Origin of the sequence: Actinokineospora sp. UTMC 2448 (assembly GCF_024760565.1) — a bacterium.
GTDB classification, from domain to species: Bacteria; Actinomycetota; Actinomycetes; order Mycobacteriales; family Pseudonocardiaceae; genus Actinokineospora; species Actinokineospora fastidiosa.
On sequence record NZ_CP031087.1, the window covers coordinates 5,775,816 to 5,798,959 of the forward strand.

General features: G+C 72.8%; 14 protein-coding genes. 4 read left to right on the forward strand and 10 right to left on the reverse strand.

What is annotated here, in order from left to right; translation table 11 throughout:
- Positions 1 to 39: 39 nt before the first annotated feature.
- From Actkin_RS26345 to Actkin_RS26355, 3 genes are all read right to left on the reverse strand, one after another.
- On the reverse strand, positions 40 to 1,398 hold the full coding sequence (locus Actkin_RS26345; RefSeq protein WP_258904635.1) for an FAD-binding oxidoreductase: 1,359 nt from the start codon (positions 1,396 to 1,398) through the stop codon (positions 40 to 42).
- A 19-nt stretch (positions 1,399 to 1,417) separates the two neighbouring features.
- A complete protein-coding gene (locus tag Actkin_RS26350; RefSeq protein ID WP_258904636.1) occupies positions 1,418 to 2,806 on the reverse strand; it encodes an FAD-dependent oxidoreductase in 1,389 nt (462 codons plus the stop codon).
- Between the two features lie 131 nt (positions 2,807 to 2,937).
- Positions 2,938 to 3,756: an SAM-dependent methyltransferase gene (locus Actkin_RS26355; protein WP_258904637.1), complete on the reverse strand. Its 819-nt coding sequence runs from the start codon at positions 3,754 to 3,756 to the stop codon at positions 2,938 to 2,940.
- Positions 3,757 to 3,984: 228 nt separating this feature from the next.
- On the opposite strand from Actkin_RS26355, the gene Actkin_RS26360 reads away from it, so the two are divergent.
- Both Actkin_RS26360 and Actkin_RS26365 read left to right on the forward strand, forming a co-directional pair.
- Entirely contained in the window at positions 3,985 to 5,538 is a 1,554-nt protein-coding gene (locus Actkin_RS26360; RefSeq protein WP_258904638.1) for a class I SAM-dependent methyltransferase, read from the forward strand.
- 43 nt (positions 5,539 to 5,581) lie between these two features.
- Entirely contained in the window at positions 5,582 to 6,829 is a 1,248-nt protein-coding gene (locus Actkin_RS26365) for a cytochrome P450 family protein (protein WP_189214049.1), read from the forward strand.
- 1,091 nt (positions 6,830 to 7,920) lie between these two features.
- On the opposite strand, the gene Actkin_RS26370 is transcribed toward Actkin_RS26365, so the two are convergent.
- The 7 genes from Actkin_RS26370 to Actkin_RS26400 all read right to left on the reverse strand — a co-directional run bounded on the left by Actkin_RS26370 (position 7,921) and on the right by Actkin_RS26400 (position 16,635).
- A complete protein-coding gene (locus tag Actkin_RS26370) occupies positions 7,921 to 8,946 on the reverse strand; it encodes an alkylhydroperoxidase AhpD-related protein (RefSeq protein WP_258904639.1) in 1,026 nt (341 codons plus the stop codon).
- A gap of 10 nt (positions 8,947 to 8,956) precedes the next feature.
- A complete protein-coding gene (locus Actkin_RS26375; RefSeq protein WP_258904640.1) occupies positions 8,957 to 10,156 on the reverse strand; it encodes a class I SAM-dependent methyltransferase in 1,200 nt (399 codons plus the stop codon).
- Between the two features lie 33 nt (positions 10,157 to 10,189).
- Positions 10,190 to 11,572, reverse strand: a complete 1,383-nt coding sequence (locus tag Actkin_RS26380; RefSeq protein ID WP_189214045.1) for a cytochrome P450 — start codon at positions 11,570 to 11,572, stop codon at positions 10,190 to 10,192.
- Positions 11,569 to 12,594, reverse strand: a complete 1,026-nt coding sequence (locus tag Actkin_RS26385; RefSeq protein WP_229787747.1) for an enediyne biosynthesis protein — start codon at positions 12,592 to 12,594, stop codon at positions 11,569 to 11,571. The genes Actkin_RS26380 and Actkin_RS26385 overlap by 4 nt, the downstream gene beginning before the upstream one ends.
- Positions 12,595 to 12,602: 8 nt before the next feature.
- Positions 12,603 to 14,567, reverse strand: a complete 1,965-nt coding sequence (locus Actkin_RS26390) for a CRTAC1 family protein (RefSeq protein ID WP_258904641.1) — start codon at positions 14,565 to 14,567, stop codon at positions 12,603 to 12,605.
- Positions 14,564 to 15,547, reverse strand: coding sequence for a DUF1702 family protein (locus Actkin_RS26395; RefSeq protein ID WP_258904642.1), 984 nt, complete (start codon positions 15,545 to 15,547; stop codon positions 14,564 to 14,566). The genes Actkin_RS26390 and Actkin_RS26395 overlap by 4 nt, the downstream gene beginning before the upstream one ends.
- Before the next feature lie 68 nt (positions 15,548 to 15,615).
- Positions 15,616 to 16,635 carry a DUF1702 family protein gene (locus Actkin_RS26400; RefSeq protein ID WP_189214042.1) on the reverse strand — a complete coding sequence of 340 codons (1,020 nt, stop codon included), beginning with the start codon at positions 16,633 to 16,635 and terminating at the stop codon, positions 15,616 to 15,618.
- A 286-nt stretch (positions 16,636 to 16,921) separates the two neighbouring features.
- Here Actkin_RS26400 and Actkin_RS26405 point away from each other — a divergent pair, with 286 nt between their 5' ends.
- Both Actkin_RS26405 and Actkin_RS26410 read left to right on the forward strand, forming a co-directional pair.
- Positions 16,922 to 22,678 carry a type I polyketide synthase gene (locus Actkin_RS26405; protein ID WP_258904643.1) on the forward strand — a complete coding sequence of 1,919 codons (5,757 nt, stop codon included), beginning with the start codon at positions 16,922 to 16,924 and terminating at the stop codon, positions 22,676 to 22,678.
- Positions 22,675 to 23,142: an acyl-CoA thioesterase gene (locus Actkin_RS26410; protein WP_189214040.1), complete on the forward strand. Its 468-nt coding sequence runs from the start codon at positions 22,675 to 22,677 to the stop codon at positions 23,140 to 23,142. Before Actkin_RS26405 ends, Actkin_RS26410 begins: the two co-directional genes overlap by 4 nt.
- Positions 23,143 to 23,144 lie beyond the last annotated feature (2 nt).

Consider the following 23,144-nt stretch of genomic DNA (forward strand, 5'->3'; position numbering starts at 1 on the left):
AGTGCCCCGTGCCGTGCCCCAGGCCCGAGGGCACGGTCGTCACCGCGCGGTCGCGCCGGGGGTGATGTCGGAGCCGAACAGGCCGGTGGGGTCGACCCTGGCGCGGACCCGGTCCACCGCCGCCACGTCCTCGGCCGACAGGTGGCCCTGCGGCTGCGCGCGGTTGTCCACGAACGTCGGCGCCGTGCGGCCGGTGTCCCACAGCGCGAGCGCCGCCCGCACCACCGCGCAGTGCCGGGTGATCTCCTCCTCGGTCAGCGGCGGGAACGGCGCGGCGGAGCCGGAGTAGGCGTAGTGGGCGTCGATCCGGTCGAGCACGCCGCCGCCCGGGCCGGGGTCGGCCAGCGCGCCGCCGAGCTGGCGCAGGCCCGCCATCACCAGCGGGGACCCCGAGCCCGCGCCGAGCACGCGGACGAACTCATCGATGCCGCTGTCGTCCAGCCTGCGCAGCAGCATGTGGTCGCCGACGAAGGGCAGCGGGTCGGCGGGGTCCATGTGGATGTCCAGCACCGCGCCGGGCGCGGCGACCTGCCAGGCGTCCAGCGCGGGCCGGGCGATCGCGCGCAGCGGGTCGAGCAGGTCGTCGGTCTGGCGCAGCGCCCGCTCGGCGCCGTCCGTGGCGAGGACGACGCCGTCGACGCCGATCATCGGCCCGTTCCGCAGCTCGGCCGGGACCTCGGGCACCGGAGGGAGGTTGAGCACGCGGAACGACGTCGCCGCCTCCCTCGGCGCGTCGAGCGTCCACTTCTGCCAGGCCCGCAGCAGCGCGCCCGCGTGCTCGGCTGGCCAGAAGGTCGACCCGGCGACGACGGTCATGGCCGGGAACAGCGCCACCTCGACGGCGGTCACCACGCCGAAGCCGCCCCCGCCGCCGCGCAGCGCCCAGAACAGCTCCGGGTCGTGCTCGGCGTCCACCCTGCGCAGCTCGCCGTCCGCAGTGACCAGCTCGATCGCGCGCACGCTGTTGGCGGCCACGCCCACCGCGCGGCCGTAGAAGCTGATGCCGCCGCGCAGCAGGTAGCCGACGACACCGACGGTCGCGGCGGAGCCGTGCGGCGGCACCAGCCCGTGCGGGGTCGTCGCCTTGACCACCGCACCCCACCGGGCGCCTGCGGGAATCCGCGCCACCCGGCCCGCGACGTCGACCTCCACCGGCCCGTCGAGCGCCGTGCGGATCAGCAGGGCGCCGTCCATCGGCGCGGCGCCGCCCGCGGCGTGGCCGGTGGTGTGCACCCGCACCGGGAGCCCGGCGGCCCGGGCGTGCCGGACCGCCGCGCGGACCTCCTCGACCGTCCGCGCCGTCACCGCGGCCGCGGGACGGGCGGGCGCGGCCAGGTTGAACACCGCGGCGGCGGCGTCGTAGGCCGGGTCCCCGGGCGGGGAGGCGGCGAAGCTCATCGGTGTCCTCCGCTGTCCGTCAGGCCGCGCGCGGGAGCTGGACGTCGCCGGGGCCGTCGGTGGGGCGCTGGTCGGCCGGGGCCGCGGCGGGCTTGCCGTTGCGGAGGATGCGCAGCAGCATGCCGGGGCGCATCAGCGAGGCAGGGGACTCGACCATGCCTGCCACCCGCATGAACGCGCCGGTCACCGCGCTGTCGCGGGTCATGGCGGCCTGGACCTTGGCCATGAACGCGTTGCCCATGCGGACCTTCAGCGTGCGCTCGCCCTCCACCTCGGGGTAGCCGAGGTCGCCGCTGACCGACATGTCCCACGCCCCGTCGATCACCTTGGCGATGTCGCGGTGGAAGCCCGCCGCCGACGGCACGCCGCGGCGCAGGTGGTCGCGCAGGGTCAGCGCCTCCAGCGCGGCGATCGTCATGCCCTGGCCGTAGACGGGGTTGAAGCTGCACGCCGCGTCGCCGATGACGATCATGCCGTCGGGGAAGCGGGTCATGCGCTCGTAGCGGCGCCGCACGCTGGCCGGGTAGCGGTGGATCACCGCGTCGGTCAGCGGCTCGGCGTCCTTGATGACGTCGTAGATGTCCGGCACGGGCAGGGACCGGGCGAACTCGACGAAGCCCTCGTTGTCCGTCGGCGCGCTGTCGCCCAGCACGCCGTAGAGCGAGAGCACGCACTTGCCGTCCTCGATGCGGGAGAAGAACCCGCCGCGGCGGGTCGCGGGCGAGGCGACCGGGTTGATCGACAGGTCGCCGCGCAGGACGGACTCGTCGCTGAGCCGGTAGGTGCGCGTGGTGTAGCAGATGTTGACCTTGACCCGGTCCTCGTCCGGGCGCCCGTAGCCCAGCTCCTCGAGCCAGGCGGGCGTGCGCGAGCCGCGCCCGGTCGCGTCGACCACGAGGTCGGCCTCCAGGACCTCCTCCGGCCCGCCGTCGTGCGGCTGGACGCGCGCGCCGGTCACCCGGGCGTTGTCGGTGGTGGTGGTCAGGCCGACGATGTCGGTCTTCTCCACGAGCGTCACGTTGGGCAGGGCGGCGACCCTGGCCCGCACGTGCGACTCCAGCACCGGGCGGGTCGCCGACAGGCAGACCAGGCCGGTGGTGCTGGGCTTGAGCGGCAGGCCGTTGAAGAACCAGCGCAGCTCGCCGAGGTCGCCGGTAGGCACGCCCGCGGCCATCACGCCCGCGGTGAAGCTGGGGAACAGCTCCTCCAGGATCTGCTGTCCGCGCGCGAGCAGGCCGTGCACGTGCCTGCCCTGCGGGACGCCGCGGCGGGCCGTGGTGACGTCGGTCAGCTCGTCGCGGTCGACGACCAGCACCTCGGCGAAGGACTCGGCGAGGACCCGGGCCGCGAGCAGCCCGGCCATGCTCCCGCCCAGCACGATCGCGCGGCGGCCTACGTCGTGTCCCATCGCGGGACCTCCTCCAAGTCGTCGGATGCGCACCGCCACCATTTCGTCCACTCAGGACGTCGAGGTGACGCGCGTCCAGTCTCGTCGAAACGCGCGGGCGCCCGCATCTCCCGAGTTGCCCGCGCCGCCGCTCACCGGCCGGGCTTGCGGGCGGCGACGATCACGTAGCCGATCTGGTCCTTGCGCGGCACGAAGAAGCCGTGGTGCAGGCGGGCGAACTCCGCCACCGCCTCCGTGCCGAACTTCGCCGTCACGTCGTTCTGCACCCGCATGGCCGCCTCCAGGTACTTGGCCTTGCGGCCGAAGACGCGCGGCCCGCACTCGGTGTGCTCCTCCACCTCGAAGCCCGCGGCCCTGGCGAGGTCGAGCCACTGCGGCAGCGTGGGCAGCCTCGGCAGCTTGAGGGTGTCCATGAAGGTCGCCACCCGCTTCGGGTCGCCCTGGCCCGCCAGGCTGAAGTCGGAGAACGTGATCCGCCCGCCCGGGCGCAGCACCCGGTACAGCTCGGCGAACACCTGGTCGATGTCGGGCGCGTTCTGCAGCGACTCCAGCGCCAGCACGGCGTCGAACGTGCCGTCCGGATAGGACAGGTCCATGAAGTCGCCGTACTCATAGGACACCACGTCGCCGACGCCCGCCGCGCGGGCCCGCTTGCGCGCGCGGTCGATCTCGAAGCGGCTCACCGTGATCCCGGTGACCCGAACGCCGAACCGGTTGGCCAGGTGGATCGCCGTCTCGCCGGGGCCGCAGCCCGCGTCGAGCACGTGCTCGCCCGCGCGCAGGCCGAGGGTGTCGGTCACCTTGCGGGTCATCCGGTGGACGGCCTCGGTGAGCGACGCGTCGTCATCGCGGTCGTACCAGTACCACATGTGCAGTTGGCCGTCGCGCAGTTCGTCGCCGATGGGCGAGCGCTTGTCGTAATGCTCGCCGATCTCCGCTGGCTCACTCATGTGCCCGCCCCGGTCGGTGGTGTGATCGCCACAGCGTGGTCGCCCCATCGTGGCCGCCCGCGCGGGGCGGCCACATCTCGCGGAATGCGATACGGCGGCGGGCGCGCACGCCGCGAGATGCCCCCGGTCCCCCCGAGCACAGGGGGAGATGTCCGGATATCCCTTGCGGTGGCACGGTTCTCGTCGGGCCCAGTCTGCCTATTCGCCTTCCCTGGGAGGAAACGCCGAATGAGTGCCTCCGACGCCTACCCCCCGTTCGCCGCACTGGTGCGTTCGTTCATCGCGGCGCCTCCCGACGGTCTGGACGCCGAGTACCAGCGGCTCGTCGCCGCGCTGTGGAGCGAGGGGAAGCTGACCGACCTCGCGCTCGACGCCGTGCCCTCGGTGATCGCCGCGCTCGACGAGGCCGGTCCGGACCGCCAGGGGCACATCGCCGTCCTGCTCGGCCTGCTGGCCGAGGCCGAGTACCCGCGGCTGGACGGCCCGGTGGCCACCGCCGTGCGCGCGGGCCTCGACCGCTACCTCGAGCTGGTGCGCGGCGGCGCGAGCGGGCAGCCGCTGACGCTGGCTCTGCTCTACCTGCTCGCCCACTTCCCCGCCGACCGCGACCGCGTCCTCGCCGTCACCGGCGGGCTCGCCCTCGACGACGAGGAGCGGACCCGGCTGGAGCGCGGCCTGGCCGAGCTCGACCCGGCCGACCCCGACCTGGGCAAGGTGTGGCCCGCGCCCTCGGCGTGGGACATGGACGAGGAGAACGCCGCGCACGCCAAGGCCGCGGTGCGCGCGCTCACCCCGGAGCAGATCCGCAAGAACTGGGAGAACGACACCCGCACGGTGTGGGCGTTCAGCGGCCACATCGCCTACTGGGCGCTGAGCAACGGCGCGCCCGCCCGGCTGCCGATCCCGGCCGTCCCGGACTGGACGTTCGAGCAGCGCGACCCGGGCCCGACCGACCGCCTGTTCGGCGAGCGCGCCGCGGTGCTGCGCTGCCCCACCTGCCACGGCCCGATCGAGGTGCACGAGACCGGCGCCCGCTGCGCGCCCTGCGCGACGAGCTACCTCAGCGCCAACGGCATCCTCGACCTGTCCAACGGCGTGCGGGACGGGCAGGGGTCGCACGAGGCGACCGCGGACCTGCTGCAGAAGCTCTCCGAGATGCCCAAGATGGGCCTCTACTACGAGACCTTCCTGCGCCCCAACTACCTGCGGCTCGCGGGCACCAACATCGGCTACGAGATCACCCCCGACGACGAGTACGCCTACATCCGCGAGCACCTGCGCGGCACCGAGGGCCCCGTCGTCGACGTGGCCGCGGGCGCGGGCCGGTGGACCGAGATCGTGGCCGAGGCCGTCGGAACCGAGCGGTTGACCGCGGTCGACCTGCTGCTGCCCATGCTGAACGTGTTGCGCGGCAAGCTGCCCGAGGTGCCCGCGGTCATGGGCAGCGCGCTCAACCTGCCGTTCGCCGACGGCTCGGTGGGCGCGGTCAACCTGTGGAACGCGCTGCAGGCGTTCCCGGACGACGCCGAGCAGGGCATCGCCGAGATCGGCCGGATCCTGCGCCCCGGCGGCGTCTTCACGATGATGACGTTCCGCTGGAGCGACGACCCGATCGCCCGCTACTTCCAGGCGTCGCACTTCTTCCCCAGCCGTCCCGAGGGCCACCTGCTCTTCGAGCTGGAGCAGCTGCGGCAGTGGCTCGCCGCGGCGGGCCTGACGGTGCGCGACGAGAAGGCGGACGTCGGCACCTTCGTGTTCATCACGGCCGAGCGCACGGCCTGACCGGTTCGCAAAACGACAAGCAGGAAACAGTGGGAGACCTCTGATGGAGAAGCGCTGCCCCGCCCTGGACCCGACCGGCCAGGACATCCACGCCCAGGCCGACGAGTTGCGCGCGAAGGGTTCCGCCGTGCAGGTGGAGCTGCCCGGCGGCGTCCTCGTCTGGTCGGTCAACAGCCACGCCGTCATCAAGCAGCTGCTGACCAACCCGAACGTCACCAAGAGCGCCCGCAACCACTGGCCCGCCTTCATCAACGGCGAGATCCGGCCGGACTGGGAGCTGATCAGCTGGGTGGCGATGGACAACGTGTCCACCACCTTCGGCCGCGACCACCATCGGCTGCGCAGGCTGATCGGCAAGGCGTTCACCGCGCGGCGGACCGAGGAGATCCGCCCGCACGTCGTCGGGCTGACGAACATGCTGCTGGACGCGCTCTCCGCCGTCCCGGCTGGCGAGGTGGTGGACCTCAAGGAGCGCTTCGCCTACCCGCTGCCCGGCATGCTGGTGGCCGACCTGATCGGCATGTCGGAGGAGGCCCGCGTCGCGACCGCGAAGGTCCTCGACGTCATGCTGGACACCACCATCAGCCCCGAGCAGGCCCAGGAGGTCCTGCTGGGCTGGCGGACCGCCATCGCCGACCTGGTCGCCCTCAAGCGCGCCGAGCCCGGCGCCGACATCACCAGCGACCTGATCGCCGCCCGCGACGAGGACGGCTCCCGGCTGTCGGAGCAGGAACTGGCCGACACCATCTTCGCCATCCTCGGCGCCGGTTCGGAGACCACGATCAACTTCTTCGACAAGGCGATCACGGCCCTGCTCAGCAACCCCGAGCAGCTGGAGCTGGTCAAGACGGGCCAGGCCAGCTGGGACGACGTGATCGACGAGGTCCTGCGCCTGGAGTCCCCGATCGCCAACCTCCCCCTGAGGTACGCGGTGGAGGACATCGACCTCGGCGACGTGGTCATCCCCAAGGGCGACCCGATCCTGGTCAACTACGCCGCCATCGGCCGCGACCCCGCCCTCCACGGCGACACCCGCTGCACCTTCGACCTCACCCGAACCGACAAGGAACACCTCTCCTTCGGCTACGGCCCCCACTACTGCCTCGGCGCGGGCATCGCCAGGATGGTCGCGAAGGTGGGCCTCTCGGCCCTCTTCGAGCGCTACCCCGACCTGACCCTGGCGGTGCCGGTGGAGGAGCTGCAGCCCCTGCCCACGTTCATCATGAACGGCCACCGCGGCCTCCCGGTCCGCCTGACCGCCGTCGAGAGCAAGGCCAGCCAGGCCGCCTGACCGCTCCAGCCGAACCCGCCCGGACCATCCCACGATGCCCCGGGCGGGTTTCGCTTTGTGGGGGAGGAGGCAGGGACCGAGGGCGCAAGGCCCGGAGGCCGAAGGCAAGGGCCGAGCGCACGGCCCGGAGGCGGGGCCGGAGCCGGGGACCCGGAGCAGGGAGACCGGGGCAGGAGCAGAGGGCGAGGGACGGGGGCACAAGGCCGGAGCACGAGGGCAGAAGACAGAGGCAGGAGCAGAGATCGAGGGCGCAGAGCACGGAGGCAGGCCGGGGCCGGAGGCCGAGGGCCCAAGGCCAGGCAGAGGGCCAGGCCGAAGACAGGGGCCAGGCCGAAGACAGGGGCCAGGCCGAAGACAGGGGGCCGAGAGAGCGCAAGGCCAGGCAGGAGGCAGGGCCGAAGGCAGAGGGCCGAGAGCGCAAGGGGCAGAGGCCGAGGGCAGGAGGCAGCGGCCGAAGGCGCGAGCCCGGGTGCCGGGCGAGGGCGCCGAGCGGAGGCGCCGAGCGGAGGCGGGGGCGCCGAGCGGAGGCGGCGAGCGGGGGCGGGGGCGCCGAGCGGGGGCGAGGGCGAGGGCGAGGGCGAGGGCGAGGGCGAGGGCGAGGGCGAGGGCGAGGGCGAGGGCGAGGGCGAGGGCGAGGGCGAGGGCGAGGGCGAGGGCGAGGGCGAACAGTAGTCGGCAGCCGCTTGGTAAACCAGCTGGCACTCTCCGCCGCCTACCCCCCAAAGCAGGGCTTGCCTGCCATCCCGTCGACCTGGCGAAGCCTTACCACAGCCAGGGTGGGGGCGCGGCCCTCGACGAAACCGCAGCTTGCAACGTCAGAGCCCCCAGGGCTCTGACAAGCGAACACCCAAAGCTCCGCGCCCCCACCCTGGCTGTGGTAACCCACCGGGAGGTCGACGGGGTGGCAGGCAAGCCCGACCCCATCCCGGAGACCAGCCCGTCCGGCGAGGACGCTCTTAAACCACGAGCAACGCCGGGAACCGGCGAGCCGATCCCCCGGGAACGCACACCCCGAAACGCCGAGCCGACCCCGCAGAAAGGGGCCGCCCCCGGGACAGGAGGGACGGCCCCTTTCAACGCCCCACGACCACTCAAGCGGCCGCCGGACGAGCACCCGACATCCACGAGCTGATCCGCCGAGCCGCAGCCATACTCGCCCAGGCCGTCAGCTCGATCAGCGCCCCATCACCCGGCTGAGAAGCCCGATAAGCCTCCACCAGCTCCTCATCCACCTGATACGACGCCATAGCCGTCAACAACGCCAGCTTCCCCGCCGCCTGGTTCTCGGGACGCAGTGACGCCACCGCCGAGGTCACCCACGACCGGCTGAGCCCCGGCGCCTGTCCGTCCCATGACGACAGTCGACCCAGCACCAGCGCCCGCACCTCCGGGGCCACCGACCGCACCCCCGCCGCCTCCACCGCCGCGTACGCGCGAGCGAAAGCGTCGGCCACCACGGGGTTCCCCCCAGCCCACCCCAGGTCGTCCGGCAAGGGCGCAGAAGGCAACAACTCGACGGAATCACCCGGTCGGGCGGCGTCGGCCGCGGACGCGCGCAGCACCCCGCCGAGGACCTGGCGGGCCCGGGGCTTCGCCGACTCCGGGACGTGCGCCGGGAACGGGGAGTCCCGCAGGAACACGTTGACCATGCGGTTGTAGTAGTGGAACGCCACCGCCACCCCGATCAGCTCCGGCGACCACGCCGGGTCCGACGGCGGGGCGCCCGCTCCTGGCGCGGTCGCGGTGGCGCGGGCCCACTCCGTCAGCGCCGAGCGGTCGCCCTCCACCGGCAGCGCGGCCAGCGTCATGCCGTGGACGTCGGCGCAGTACGGGCAGCTGTTCGCCTCCGAGACGCCCGTCGCCACGGCCTCCTTGGCGGCGCGGTCGGCGGCGCCGTCGGCGATCAGGGTCTCGCGCAGGATCGCCCAGGACGCGGCGAGGACGTCCGGGGCGGCCGAGTGCAGCGCGACCGGCGGGGCCAGCATGCCGAACTCGCGCTCCACCTGGCGGTACACGTCCGCGACCAGACCCTCCGCGCGGCGGCGCGGGACGACCCGGACGTGCCGGGTGTCGCGCAGCGACCGGCGGACCGCCATGCGGACCAACCTGGCTACCATCCGACGGCTCCTATCCCTCGGCGCGGGCGATGACCGCGCCGACCACGAAGTCCGGGTACTTCTCGGCGATCGCGTCGACGTCGGGCAGGACCGTGACGTCGCCCAGCCCGGCGGCCTCGAAGGTGGCCCGCCACGCAGCGGGGGTGAGGAAGCCGTGCGTCGGGCGCTTCACCGGGTCGGTCATGACGTCGGTGAAGCTGTCCAGGAAGTCGAAGATGATCTCGGCGTGGATGGGCCGGGCCAGCTTCGTCGGCCGCACGCACTCCGACACCACGACCGCCCCGCCCGGCTTGAGCGCCTTCGCCGCCTCGGCGATGACGAAGTCGAGGTCCGGCGCCACGTGGAAGCAGTTCACCGAGTACACCGCGTCGAAGGTGCCCGGCTCGACGCCCTGCGCCTCCCACGAGGTCGTCATGTCCAGCCGCGCCGACTCCACGACCGTCGACGGCGACGCCGCCGCCCGCGCCGCGCGCTCGCCGTGGCGGGCGAAGGTCTCGGCCACCTCGGTGAACCGGTAGCGCGTCACGCTCGACCCGAGCCTGCGCAGCGCCTGGTCCGCCGCGCTGCCGCAGCCGCCGCCGATCTCCAGGATCTCGAACGGGCCGTCGGCGGGCACGAGCCGCGACAGCGCCTCGGCGCCGACGGTGTTGTTGATCGCGTAGAGCGGGTTGTCGTTGGAGAAGTACTTCAGCCAGAGCGGCAGCTTCTGCGGGGAGAACAGGATCTCGTCGCCCGTGGCGCGGCCGCTGAAGAACGTGCCCGCCTCGTCGACCAGCGTCCGCAGGATCTCCGCGGCCACCGCCGCGCCCGGCTCCCGCTCGGCCAGCTCGGCGGCGACGGTGTCGAAGTCCTCCACCGGGGCCAGACCCGGGAAGTAGCGGCCGTCGTTGCGGGCCAGGATGCCGCTGTCGTACAGCTTCTCGTAGAGGAACTTCAGCGGGATCGTGCGCTTCCACGGCATCGACAGGGTCTTCTTGGCCATCGGGACCGTGATGCCCGTCGCGGGCGGCAGCGCGCCGATCGAGTCCAGGATGCGGTACGCGGTCGCGTCGACGAGGCGGGCGAAGGTCTCGTTCGCCGCCAGGAACCGGAACGGGAAGAGTTCGCGGACCCCCGGGTCGGCGATGGCGGCGCGCAGCTTGGCGAACTCGACCGTCCTCGGGTGCCGCTCGGGGTGGCCGTACAGGTCTTCCGCGAGGTTGCTGCTCATGGTGTTCTCCGGCTTTCCGTGGTGGTGAGCGGGTCAGGCCGCGGACCGGCGGGCGGCGCGCGTCCAGTCGCGCACGAACAGCTTCAGCCCGCCGCCGAGGCGCAGCGACATCATCGGCTCCGGGGTGACCCGGAAGCCGGGCACTTCGTCCAGCCGCAGCTCGCGCATCAGCGTGGAGATGATGAAGGTGGCCTCCATCAGCCCGAGGTGGTTGCCGACGCAGAACCGCGGGCCCGCGCCGAACGGGATGTGCGCGTAGCGCGGCCTGCCCGACGGCTTGTCCGGGTCGAACCGCTCGGGGTCGAACCGGGTCGGCTCCGGCCAGTAGGCCGGGTGCCGGTGCAGGGTGTACGGGCAGATCAGCACCTCCGCGCCCGCGGGCACGTGGTAGCCGCCGACCTCGTCGTCCTCCAGCGCCCGCCGGGGCAGGATCCACACCGGCGGGAACAGGCGCATGGCCTCCTCCAGCACCATGTGCGTGTAGCGCAGTCTGGCCAGGTCGGCGTACTCCGGGCGGCGGTCGCCGTAGACGGCCACGGCCTCGTCGTGCAGCCGCTGCCGCACCTCGGGGTGCTGGCTGACCAGGTGCAGCGTCCAGCCGACGGTGCTCGCCGTCGTCTCGTGCCCGGCCAGCAGCAGCGTGACGAGCTCGTCGCGCATGCGCCGGTCGCCGACGCGCCGGTCGGCCTCCTTGGCGGTGGAGGCGATGAGCCGGGTGAGCACGTCGTCGCCGGACTCGATGGGGTTCGCCGTGCGCTGGGCGACCAGGGTCCCCACCATCCGCTGCAGGTCGGCGCGGGCGGCGCGGAACTCGCGCTGGCCGCGCAGCGGCAGCCACTGCGGCACCAGGCCCAGGGTCTCCATCTCGAACATGGCCTGGTCCTGCACCGCGTCGAAGGAGTGCCCGACGGAGTCGAACGCGCCGAGGTCGGCCTCCAGCAGGGTCCGCCCGAGCACGCCGAGGGTGAGCGCGGTGACCTCGGACAGCACGTCCGCGGGCCGATCCGCGCCCGCGTGCGCGCGCAGCCGCCGGACCAGGTCCAGCGCCTCCTCCACGATCACGTCGGCGCGCGCGGCGATCCGCTTGTGCTGGAACACCGGCTGGATGGTGCGCCGCTGCTCCTTCCACAGCGCGCCCTCGCTGGTCAGCAGACCGTCGCCGAGCGCGCGCTTGGCCTCGGTGTAGCCGATGCCCTTGTGGTAGTTGGCGGCGTTGTCCGCGAGCACGTGCTTGGCGTGGTCGGGGTGGTTGAAGATGTAGAGCTTCTTCGGGCCGATCGCCACCCGCACCGCGTCGCCGTACGTGCCGACCGCCTCGCTCATCAGGCCGAGGCGGTCGGCGCGCAGCTTCCGCAGGACCCCCAGGGCCGCCCGGCGGGGCGGCCCTGGGGGCACTCGACCGTGCGAGGCGGTCATGCCGCCGCCGGACGGGCAGCGGGCCCGCCCTCGTCGGGGACGACCGCGATCGGCGGGGCCTGCTTCGCCGCCTCGGCCTTGGCGCGCTGCTCGGCCTCGAACTGCACGCGGGCCTTGTTGACGAAGTGCAGACCCCACAGGAACATCCCGCGGATCAGGCAGACGATCGCCGTGGCGAAGAACAGGCCGTAGGCGATGTTGGCCACCATGAACAACCCGTAGAACGTCGCCACGCCTGCGCCGAAGGCGAACTGCGCCCCCGGCTTGGACGGCGTCGTGCCGGGGTCGGTCACCATGTAGTTGGTGTAGAGCACGAACGCCACACCGGTCATCACCGACAGCGCGCCGGGGATCGAGGTGCCGAACAGCAGGCCGCGGAGGACCGCCTGCAGCGCGAAGAAGCTCAGCCAGCCGAGGATCAGCCACATGCGGCCGGTCAGCTTGGCGTTGAGCATCGTGCCGGTGACCAGGATCGCGCCGACGATGATCCAGCCGACGACGTCGTTGACGTTCTCGGTGAAGTGGTACGGCGGCGCGATGCTGCCCCACGGGAACAGGATCAGCACCATGAGGATGCCGAAGTTCGAGGGGTTCATGTAGTGCCGCAGGTTGCCGCGCACCGGGGCGCGCAGGATCCACTTCGTGGCCACCGCGAGGGTGACCGCGAACATCATGACCCAGATGCGGTCGTTGACGTAGATCAGCATGTTCAGCGCGAGGCTGGTGATGTGCGCCGGGAACAGGAACTCGACCAGGCCGCGCAGGCCGTTGCCCGCGTAGCGGGGCGCGCGGCCCTCGACCCGGGCGCCGATCTTCTCGAACACCAGCTCCACGGTGTAGCCGGTGGCCACGGCCACGAACGGCCAGATCCACGGCTGCTCGAAGCCGAGCACGACGAAGCCTGCGATGTTGAAGATCGTGATCGAGATGGCGAACCGGCGCAGGGCCTTGATGACCTTGGGGTTCTTCGGCGGACCGCCAGCAGGCGGCTTGCCGCCGGGCTTCACTTCCTGGACGACCATTTCCCTGCTCACCTCTCCTCGACGCTGTCGCCGAGCTCAAGGGCGTGCTTGCCCTGGCTGAGCTGGAGCTCCTGCTCGTGCACCTGCCCCTGGCGGTCCCGCCACCTCAGCTGCACGGTCACCGGGCCCTGCGCGTCACCGAGTCCGATGTGGACCTCGCTGCTGCGCCTGCCCGCGTGGCCGCTGCTGCCGTCGACGCGCTGGATGTACTTCTTGCCGTCCGCGGTGGTCACGACCACCTGCGCGCCGATGACCGGGGAGCCTGTCACGGGCGCGGTGCCCACGGTGGACTCCTGCTCGTGCGTCAGCGACAGGTTGAGGTAGCCGCCGGGCGCGGGCGCCTGGTTGTGGTAGAACACCGGCTCGGCGAACTGGCGGGCCACCGCGAAGTCGAGCAGGCCGTCGCCGTCGGCGTCGCCGGTGGCGATGCCCCGGGTCGGGACCGGCACGGCCAGGCCCAGCTCGGGGGCCAGGTCGACGTAGCGGCCGTCCTCGCCCTTGACGAAGAACTTCATCGTGTCGCCGCCCGCGAGGTCGTCGCCCTCGTTGGCGTTGGGCCACGTCGCCGGGCTGGAGACCAGCGAGTCGTGGGCCATGGCCAGCTCCTGCAGCTGCGGCCAGCGGTTGGTGTCGCCGCGGACGAAGCCGTTGGCCTGGGCGATCTGCAGCTCGCCCGAGTTGGCGAAGTCGGCGATCTTGACGTCCCACGCCCAGCCCGACCACGCGGTGCCCTGCTCGCCGCTGACGTCGGCGAACGGCGCCTCGCCGTCGAGGAACTGCGCGCGCAGGTCGGCCACGTCGGCCGCGGTGTTCATGTAGTGGAAGTTGCTCTCCACGATGCCCCACGACACGGTCAGGTTGGAGACGAAGGCGTCGTAGAGCCCGTCGTGGTCGAAGTCGCCGAAGTCGACGCCCATGCCCTTGAACGAGTCGTCGCCGATCCGCTTGGACTTCGGGGTGCCCGGCGTGCGGCTGGTCTCGACCGCGGCGAACTTCGGGTTGCCCGGCGTCGACCGGTTGTGCAGCAGGCGGTCGGGGCCGAAGTCGTTGGCGATGTAGATCTCCGGCAGCAGGTCGCCGTCGAGGTCGTTGGCGCTGACGCCCAGCGTCCAGCCGTTCCTGGCCTCCTCGGGCAGCGCGTCGGCCGGGGCGCGCATGAAGGTCGCCGTCGGGTCGTTGCCCGCCGTGGCGCCCTTCCAGCACAGGATGACCTTCTCGCCGCCGTTCTGCGCGTGCGACATCGAGTGGTTCATCTCGACCCCGCCGTCCTTGCTGGCGTCCAGGACGGGGCTGTCGGGGAAGTAGTTGCCGATGAAGATGTCGTCGTGGCCGTCACCGTCGAAGTCGCCGATGGTGGCCGCGTTGGTGTTCCACTGCGGACCGGTGTAGACGCCGCCGGTGGTCACGCCGGGCAGCACCTCGACGGGCTCGTAGGTCTCGGCCGTCATGCCGTGGTGGTCGGCCCTGGTCAGGTACAGGATCGGCGTGCGGCCCCACATGTAGACCAGCAGGTCGAGCCTGCCGTCCTCGTTGAGGTCGGCGGGGACGCAGCCCATCGGCGCCATCACGTCGGTGACGGGCAGCGGGGACGGGTCCAGCTCGAACGGGGCGTAGCGCTCCCCGCCCGCGCCCGGCGTCGGCGTGACGATCACCTGGTCGGTGCGCGGGTCCACCAGGCACAGGTCGTTGGGCAGGCTGTCGCCGTCGAGGTCGTTCATCGCCACGGCCGCGCCGACCGAGGAGATCCAGGCGTCGATGTGCTTGTAGGCCTGGTTGACCTCGCGGATGGACTGCTGCTTGTCGGACGCGGGCAGCGCGATGCTGTGGCCAGCGAACGCGTACCGGCTCGCCAGGTGGTTCCTCTCCTCGGCCGAGCTTTGCGGCAGGGCGACCGCGAAAAAGAAGCCGACGACGACCACGAGCGCGATGACACCGGTCAGCTGCCTGCGCAGCATGCCTAGTATCGCGGTCATGTGTTGACACCTCCAAGGGAAATGAACTCGTTGGCGAGTCGCTGCCGCCACACCTCGTAGGCGGGCAGTTCGTGCTCGTCCTGGCGGACCGGGCGCAGTTCGGTGGTGAGCCGCGCCGCCTCCTCCGGCGTCGTGCCGCAGAAGACCTGGGTGGCCATGGCGGAGTGTGCGGGCACGATGCCCGCGCTGACCCTGGCGAAGGCGGCGAAGGCGCTCCCCTGCGCCACGTCGGCCCGGTGCGCGCCAGCGCGGCGGGCGAGCGTGCGCAGCTCGTCCTCGGTGACGCCGCCCGCGTAGGTCGCGGCGAGGCCGGTTCCGGCGTAGAGGTCGCCTCGGCGCTCGGCGGGGAACGCCTCGATCCGGTCGGCGACCCGCTCCGGGTCGGTGCCGCAGACGAACCACAGCGCGCGGCCGATGCCCTGGTCGATGGCCCGGTTGGCGTAGGAGCCGTGCGCGCCGCCCGGCCAGGGGAAGGCCGGGTCGCGGTACTGGCCGTCGACGTAGCGGGCGGTGTGGAAGTAGGCCTGGTGGAAGCCGTACCCGTCGAGCACGAGCGGCGCCAGCACCGGGTCGAGCGTCCGGGCCTTGGGCCAGCGGAACCGGGGCAGCCGGGCCATGGCCCAGCCGATCCCGACGTAGATCAGGGTCTGGTAGGCCGCGCCCACGGGGCGCGCCAGCAGCCTGGCGACGTTGTCCGAGCGGCCGAACGGGAGGCCGTCGAGGATCGCAAGGCCCATGCCCGCGCCCTCGTAGGCGAACCCGCGCAGCCAGTCGGGCAGCCGCTCGATCGCCTGCTCGGCGTCGGCGGCCGTGCGCGCCTCCACCGCGTGGGCGTAACCGTCGAGAAAGGTCTTCCCGACGGTTTCCAGGCGTTCGGTGGCGGCGGGCGACTTCTGGTGGAAGCCGCGCTTCTCGACGCTCGTCTCGGCGACGCCCGGTGTCAGAACGCGACGACGCAGCGCGCGCCATGAACTGCTCAAGTCAGCCCCCTAATCGTCGACCACAAAATGGCTTCCCTCATTCATGAACAATCGTCACACGCGGTCGGTCAGGCCGCGTCTTCCCGCGTGCCTGGCGACTGTGACGCGTTATCCGTGAAATGCGCACGAATTCGACTGCGCCACTTCTCGTACAGCGGGACCGAGTCCTCGCCCGCGTCGTCAGAACTCGCCTCCGTGCTATCGGAGATGGCCACCGCATCGGCGACCGACAGCCCGGCGAGCATTTGCGCGCCGAGCGCGGAGTGGTCGGGGACGTGCCCGGCGAACGTGCGCGCCTTGACCGCGAAGACCACGCCGACGCCCAGTTGGTCGCGGTGCTCGCCCGCGGCCTCGCGCACCCGCGCCAGGCCGTCGGCCGGGCAGCCGCCCGCGAACGTCGCGGCCAGCCCCACGCCCGCCCACAGGTCCGGCCTGCGCTCAGCGGGGAACCGGCCGACCGCGGCGACCACGGCCTCGGGGTCGGCGCCGTGGATGAACCACAGCGCCCGGCCGATGCCCTGGTCGACCGCGCGGGGGAAGTACTCGGGCGCGCCCTCCCACGGGTAGGGCGCGGGCACCCGCTGCTCGTCGACGTAGCGGCGGGTGTGGAAATAGGCCAGGTCGAAGCCGTAGCCGTCGACCGCGAGCCAGGTCATCGTCGGGTAGTACGGCGACCCGCCGAGGTCGGGGACGATGCTGCGCCAGAGCGGGCGGGGCAGCCGCGCCATGGCGAACCCGATGCCGATGTAGGTGAGGAACACGTGCGGCGCGCCCGGCCCGAGCAGCAGCTCGCGGGTCAGCTTGCCGCTGCCGCCCGCCATGGCGTCGCGGACGGCGAAGGCCATCGCGGCGCCCTCGTAGGCGAACCCGCGCTGCTCCGGCACGACGAGCTCCAGCCGCCGCCGCACCTCCCACAGGTCGCGGGCGGCGATGCCCCATTCGAACCCGCACACGACCGACTGCGGGATGGCCTCCAGGTGCTCGGCGGCGGGTGAGGCCGCGCCGGGGAAACCCCGCTCCGCGAATGTGACGGCCGACAGCTTGGGCGCCAGCACGTACTGGCGCAGCGAGCCGAGAAACGATGGCATCGATTCCTCCAGCGATGGACGCATTGCCAGAGTCGGCCCGCGCCCATGGCGCCGCATCTCCGGCAGTGCGGCGGCCTGGCAAGGCACTATTGCGGCAATACGGGAGAACTGCCGGTGCACAGCACATGAGGAGACGTCATTTGCCCTGCCCTGGTGCACCCTTGACCGAGTAGCTGAAAGCGTGTGTCGAGGACTGCGCCGGACTCGGCTGGTTCGCCGCGTAATGCGGCAGGCGTATAGGCAACGCCGATTCCGGTCGGGCGGCACCGAGAATAGGCGGTATAGATTGAACACCGTGCGGATCGCGATCGTCGGCATCGGACTTCGTTATCCCGACGCCGCCAGCACAGAGGATCTCTGGGAGAACATCCTGGCCGGCCGCCGCGCTTTCCGCAGGCTGCCCGACCAGCGGATGAACCAGGCTGACTACTACTCACCGGACCCGGACGCGCCCGACCGCTTCTACGCGAGCAAGGCCGCCGTGCTCCGCGACTTCGAGTTCGACCGGCTCGCGTACAAGGTCGCGGGCAGCACCTACCGGTCGACCGACCTGACGCACTGGCTGGCCCTGGACACGGCCGCGACGGCCCTGGCCGACGCGGGCTTCCCCAACGCGGAGGGCCTGCCCCGCGAGGCCACCGGCGTGGTCGTGGGCAACAGCCTCACCGGTGAGTTCTCCCGAGCCAACCTCATGCGGCTGCGCTGGCCCTACGTCCGGCGCACGCTGGCCGCGGCGCTGGGCGCCAAGGGATGGGACGACGAGGAGACCAGCGCCTTCCTCCGCGAACTCGAACCGGTCTACAAGGCGCCGTTCCCGCCGATCGACGAGGACACCCTCGCGGGCGGGCTGGCCAACACCATCGCGGGCCGCATCTGCAACTACTTCGACCTCGGCGGCGGCGGCTACACCGTCGACGGCGCCTGCTCGTCCTCGCTGCTCTCCATCGCCACGGCGGCCAAGGCGCTGGCCGACGGCGACCTCGACGTCTGCATCGCAGGCGGCGTCGACCTCTCGATCGACCCGTTCGAGGTGATCGGCTTCGCCAAGACCGGCGCGCTGGCCAGCGGCGAGATGAAGGTCTACGACCGCGACTCCAACGGCTTCTGGCCCGGCGAGGGCTGCGGCGTCGTCGTGCTGATGCGCGAGGAGGACGCGATCGCGCGCGGCCTGCGGATCTACGCATCGATCACCGGCTGGGGCATCTCCTCCGACGGCAAGGGCGGCATCACCCGCCCCGAGGCCGCTGGCCACCAGCTGGCGATCAGCCGCGCCTACAACCGCGCGGGCTACGGCGTGGAGACGGTGTCCTACTTCGAGGGCCACGGCACCGGCACCGCGCTGGGCGACGCCACCGAGCTGGAGGCCATCGGCCAGGCCCGGCGCGCGGTCGACCCGGACGTGCGCCCCGCCGCCATCAGCTCGATCAAGGGCAACTTCGGCCACACCAAGGCGGCCGCGGGCGTCGGCGGCCTGATCAAGGCCGCGCTGGCGGTGCACCACCAGGTGATCCCGCCCGCCACCGGCCACTACGAGGCGCACCCGAAGCTGACCGGCGACTCCCCTGCGCTGTACGTGCCGAGCGAGCCGGGCCTGTGGCCCGCCGACGTCCCGGTCCGCGCGGGCGTGTCCGCGATGGGCTTCGGCGGCATCAACACCCACATCGCCCTGGAGCAGGCGCCCGGCGCCACCCGCAGGGTCGAGCTGCCCAAGCGCGCCACCACGCTGGTCGGCGGCAGGCAGGACGCCGAGCTGCTGCTGCTCGACGGCGCCGACGACGCCGCGCTGCGCGAGCGGATCACCGGGCTGCTGGAGCTGGTGCCCAAACTGTCCTTCGCCGAGCTCGCCGACCTCGCGGGCACGCTGGCCAAGGAGCTGTCGGGCGGGCGCGTGCGCGCGTCGGTCGTGACCAACAGCCCCGACGACGCGGTGCGCAAGCTCGAGCGGCTGCTCGCGGCGATCGACGCGGGCGAGCAGAGCGTGTTCGGCGCGGACGGGGTCTACCTCAACCGCGGCGCGACCACGCCGCGCATCGCCTACCTGTTCCCGGGCCAGGGCTCCGGCCGCGGCGCGGTCGGCGCGATCCGCCGCCGGTTCGCCGCCGCGGACGCCGTGTTCACCGAGGCCGAGCTGCCCACCGGCGGCGACCAGACGGCCACCGAGGTGGCCCAGCCGCGCATCGTGGCCGGGTCCGTCGCGGCCCTGCGGGTGCTGCACACCCTGGGCGTCGAGGCCGACGTCGCCGTCGGGCACAGCCTCGGCGAGCTGACCGCGCTGGCCTGGGCGGGCGCCATGGGCGCCAAGGACGTGCTGCGCCTGGCCAAGGCGCGCGGCCAGGTCATGGCCAAGGCCAGCCAGGGCGGCGGCGCGATGGCGGGTCTGGCGGCCACGCCGGACCGCGTGACGCGGCTGTGCGGCGACGAGCCGGTGGTGATCGCGGGCTACAACGGCCCCACCCAGACCGTCATCGCCGGTGACGCGGCCGCGGTGGACCGGGTGTGCGAGCGGGCCAGGGCCGAGGGCGTGACCGCCACGCGGCTCAACGTCTCGCACGCGTTCCACTCGCCGCTGGTCGCCCCCGCGGCCGAGGCGATGACCGAGCGGCTGGCCGAGTTCTCCTTCGGCAGGCCCGCCCGCCGGTTCGTGTCCTCGGTGACCGGCGACTGGCTGGACGCCGACACCGACCTGCCCGCGCTGCTGCGCGACCAGATCGTGTTCCCGGTCCGCTTCCACGAGGCGGCGGCCAAGGCCGTCGAGGGCGCGGACCTCGCCGTCGAGGTCGGCCCCGGCCGCGTGCTCTCCGGGCTGCTGCGCGACATCGCGCCGCAGACGCCGGTGCTGGCCATCGACACCGACAGCCAGTCGCTGACCGCGCTGCTGTCCGTCGTCGGCGCCGCGTTCGCGCTGGGGTCCACCGTGGACACCGACGCGCTGTTCGCCGACCGGGTGCTGCGCCCGCTGCCGCTGGACGCCGAGCTGAGCTTCCTGGCCAGCCCGTGCGAGGCCGCCCCCGACCTGTCCGTAGGGCTGCCCCAGCCCGGCGACGAGGTCGCCGCGGCCGCCCCCGAGGCGGCGGCGCGGGCCGAGGGCGAGGACGGTCCGTCCACCCTGGACCTGTTGCGCCAGCTCGCCGCCGAGCGCGTCGAACTGCCGCTGGACACCGTCACCGCGGCCACGCACCCGCTCGATGACCTGCACCTGAGTTCGATCACGGTCGGCCAGATCGTCAACGACGTCACCCGCACGCTCGGCATGCCGACGCTGGAGCTGTCCACCAGCTTCGCCACGGTGTCGCTCGGCGAGCTGGCGGAGATGATCGACGAGCTGGCCGCCAGCGCCGGGGACGGCGACGGCAACCGCGGCGCGAGCGTCGAGGTGCCGGGCGTGGCGCCGTGGGTGCGGCCGTTCGCGGTCGAATACCGGCCCGCCCCCGCGCCGGTCGTCACCGTCGGCACCGGCCCGGTCGGCACCTGGCAGGTGTTCGCCCCCGCCGGTCACCCGCTGGCCGAGCGGCTGCAGGTCGCGCTCGCCGAGGCGGGCATCGGCGACGGCGTGCTGCTGTGCCTGCCGGACAACGGCGAGGACCACGTCGGGCTGTTCCTGGCCGCGGGCAAGGCCGCCGTGGCCGCGCCGCCCGGCAGCCGGTTCGTCGTGGTGCAGAACAAGTACGGCGCGTCCGGCCTGGCCAGGACCGCGTTCCTGGAGGCGTCGGACGTGGCGACCACGCTGGTCGGCCTGCCCGACCTCGCGCCGTCGACCGCGGACGGGGTGGACGACGCCGTCCGCAGGGTGATCACCGAGGCCGCCGCCACCACCACGTTCAGCGAGGTCCGCTACGACGCCGACGGCGTGCGCACGGCCCCGGTGCTGAGCGTGCTGCAGCAGCCCGCGGTGGCGAGCACGGCGACCCCGCTGGACGCCTCGGACGTCCTGCTGGTCACCGGCGGCGGCAAGGGCATCACCGCCGAGTGCGCGCTCGCCATGGCCAAGGACTCCGGCGCCAAGCTCGCCCTCGTCGGCCGCGACCAGGCCGACGGCGACGAGGAGCTGGTGGAGAACCTGGCCCGCATGGCGGCGGCGGGCGTGACCTACCAGTACGAGCGCGCCGACGTCACCGACCCCGAGCAGGTCGCCGCCGCCGTCGCCGCGTTCGAGGCCAACCTCGGCCCGGTCACCGCCGTCATGCACGGCGCGGGCCGCAACGTGCCCGGCGCGCTGTCCAACCTGACCGAGGAGGAGTTCCACAAGACCCTCGCCCCCAAGGTCGCCGGTCTGCGCACGGTGCTCGACGCGGTGGACCAGGACAAGGTCAAGCTGCTGGTCACCTTCGGCAGCATCATCGGCAGGGCCGGGCTGAAGGGCGAGGCGCACTACTCCACGGCCAACGACTGGATGACCGAGCTGACCGTCGACTTCCAGCGCGCCCACCCGGACGCGCGGGCGCTGGCCCTGGAGTGGTCGGTCTGGTCGGGCGCGGGCATGGGCGAGAAGCTGGGCGTGGTCCAGACGCTGGTGCGCGACGGCATCACCCCGATCTCGCTGGAGAACGGCCTCGGCGTGCTGCGCCAGGTGCTGGCCGACCCGTCGGCCGGGCCGGTGCTGACCGTGGGCGGCCGGATGGGCGGCCTGCCGACGCTGCCGCTGGACGCTGGCGATGAGCTGCCGCTGACCCGGTTCGTCGACCGGGTGCTGGTGCACTACCCGAACGTCGAGCTGATCACCGAGGTCGAGCTGTCCACCGGCAGCGACCCCTACCTGTCCGACCACCAGCTGGACGGCGACCTGCTGTTCCCCGCCGTGGTCGGCATGGAGGCGATGACCCAGGTCGCCACGGCCGCGATCGGCCGGACCGGCGTGCCGCTGCTGGAGGACATGGAGTTCCTGCGGCCGATCGTGGTGCGCCCCGGCGGCTCGACGGCCGTGCGGCTGGCCGCGCTGGTCCGCGACGAGGAGACGGTCTCGGTGGCCATCCGCGCAGAGGACACCGGCTTCAGCGCGGACCACTTCCGGGCCACGCTGCGGCTGCCCCGGCCCGAGCTGCCTGGCGACGGGCCGTCCCGAGAGGCCGTCCGGCTCGCGCCGGTGCCCGGCGACCCGATCACCGAGCTGTACGGCGGCGTCCTGTTCCAGGGCAAGCGGTTCCAGCGCCTGCTCGGCTACCGCAGGGCGAGCGCCCGGCACGCGGTGGCGGAGCTGTCCACCACCACGCCCGCGCCGTGGTTCGCCCCGTACCTGCCGCAGGAGCAGGTGCTGGCCGACCCGGGCACCCGGGACGCGGTGATGCACGCGATCCAGTGCTGCGTGCCGGACGCGACCCTGCTGCCGCAGGGCGTGGAGAAGCTGTGGCTCGCCGAGCGCCAGGACACCGAGTTCGTGCTGATGGACGCGCGCGAGCGGTCCCAGGACGGCGACAGCTACACCTACGACGTCGACGTCCTCGCCCCGGACGGCGCGCTCGTCGAGCGCTGGCAGGGCCTGACTCTGCGGGCGGTGCGCAAGAAGGAGGCCACCGGCCCGTGGGTGCCCGCCATGCTCAGCGGCTACCTGGAGCGCGCGCTGGAGCGGGTCATCGGCGGCGAGCGCGCGGTCGTCGTCGAGCCGGACCCGGCGGACGGGCAGGCCGACCCGCGGGCGCAGGCCGAGCTGGCCGCCGGGCGCGCCCTGGGCGCTCCGGTCAGCCTGCCGGTCGACGGCGTGACGGTGGACTCCGCGCACGGCGCCGGGGTCAGCCTGGTCGTGGCCGGGTCGGGCGCGCTGGCCTGCGCGGTCGCGACGGTCGAGCCGGTCGAGGCGCCGGGCGCCCTGCGCGACCTGGTGGCCGCCCGCACCGGCGAGGACCCGGTCACCGCGGCGGCCCGGGTGGCCAGCGCGCTGGAGTGCCTGGCCAAGGCGGGCGTGACCGGCGAGCCGACGGTGGGCGAGGTCCACCCCGGCGGCTGGGTGGTGCTGTCGGCCGGTTCGGCGAAGGTGGCCACCTGGGTGACCACGCTCAACGACCGGGCGGAGCCGGTGGTCTTCGCGGTGCTCGCGGGAGGTTCGGCATGAGCCACTACTACGAGCTGCGCCACAAGGTGGGCTTCGAGGAGACCAACTTCGTCGGCAACGTGTACTACGTGAACTACCTGCGGTGGCAGGGCCACTGCCGGGAGAAGTTCCTCCGGGAGATGGCGCCGGAGGTGCTGGCGGAGATCATGCACGACGACCTGAAGCTGTTCACGCTGAAGGCCGACTGCGAGTTCTTCGCCGAGATCACCGCGTTCGACGAGCTGTCGGTGCGGATGCGGCTGGACGAGCTGACCCAGACGCAGATCCAGTTCACCTTCGACTACGTCCACCTCCGGGACGGGGCGGAGACCCTGGTGGCCAGGGGCACGCAGCGCATCGCCTGCATGCGCGGCCCCAACAACGCCACGGTCCCCGCCCGGGTCCCGCCTGGCCTCCGCGAGGCACTGGCCCCCTTCGACGCGCGGTCCGCGTCGGGGAAGAAGCTGGTGCAGACGGCGGGCTGAGT

Excerpts from the sequence above, each read along its gene's own strand:
- Actkin_RS26345 (WP_258904635.1), bottom strand. The coding sequence starts at position 1,398 with ATGAGCTTCGCCGCCTCCCCGCCCGGGGACCCGGCCTACGACGCCGCC.
- Actkin_RS26350 (WP_258904636.1), bottom strand. The coding sequence starts at position 2,806 with ATGGGACACGACGTAGGCCGCCGCGCGATCGTGCTGGGCGGGAGCATG.
- Actkin_RS26355 (WP_258904637.1), bottom strand. The coding sequence starts at position 3,756 with ATGAGTGAGCCAGCGGAGATCGGCGAGCATTACGACAAGCGCTCGCCC.
- Actkin_RS26360 (WP_258904638.1), top strand. The coding sequence starts at position 3,985 with ATGAGTGCCTCCGACGCCTACCCCCCGTTCGCCGCACTGGTGCGTTCG.
- Actkin_RS26365 (WP_189214049.1), top strand. The coding sequence starts at position 5,582 with ATGGAGAAGCGCTGCCCCGCCCTGGACCCGACCGGCCAGGACATCCAC.
- Actkin_RS26370 (WP_258904639.1), bottom strand. The coding sequence starts at position 8,946 with ATGGTAGCCAGGTTGGTCCGCATGGCGGTCCGCCGGTCGCTGCGCGAC.
- Actkin_RS26375 (WP_258904640.1), bottom strand. The coding sequence starts at position 10,156 with ATGAGCAGCAACCTCGCGGAAGACCTGTACGGCCACCCCGAGCGGCAC.
- Actkin_RS26380 (WP_189214045.1), bottom strand. The coding sequence starts at position 11,572 with ATGACCGCCTCGCACGGTCGAGTGCCCCCAGGGCCGCCCCGCCGGGCG.
- Actkin_RS26385 (WP_229787747.1), bottom strand. The coding sequence starts at position 12,594 with ATGGTCGTCCAGGAAGTGAAGCCCGGCGGCAAGCCGCCTGCTGGCGGT.
- Actkin_RS26390 (WP_258904641.1), bottom strand. The coding sequence starts at position 14,567 with ATGACCGCGATACTAGGCATGCTGCGCAGGCAGCTGACCGGTGTCATC.
- Actkin_RS26400 (WP_189214042.1), bottom strand. The coding sequence starts at position 16,635 with ATGCCATCGTTTCTCGGCTCGCTGCGCCAGTACGTGCTGGCGCCCAAG.
- Actkin_RS26410 (WP_189214040.1), top strand. The coding sequence starts at position 22,675 with ATGAGCCACTACTACGAGCTGCGCCACAAGGTGGGCTTCGAGGAGACC.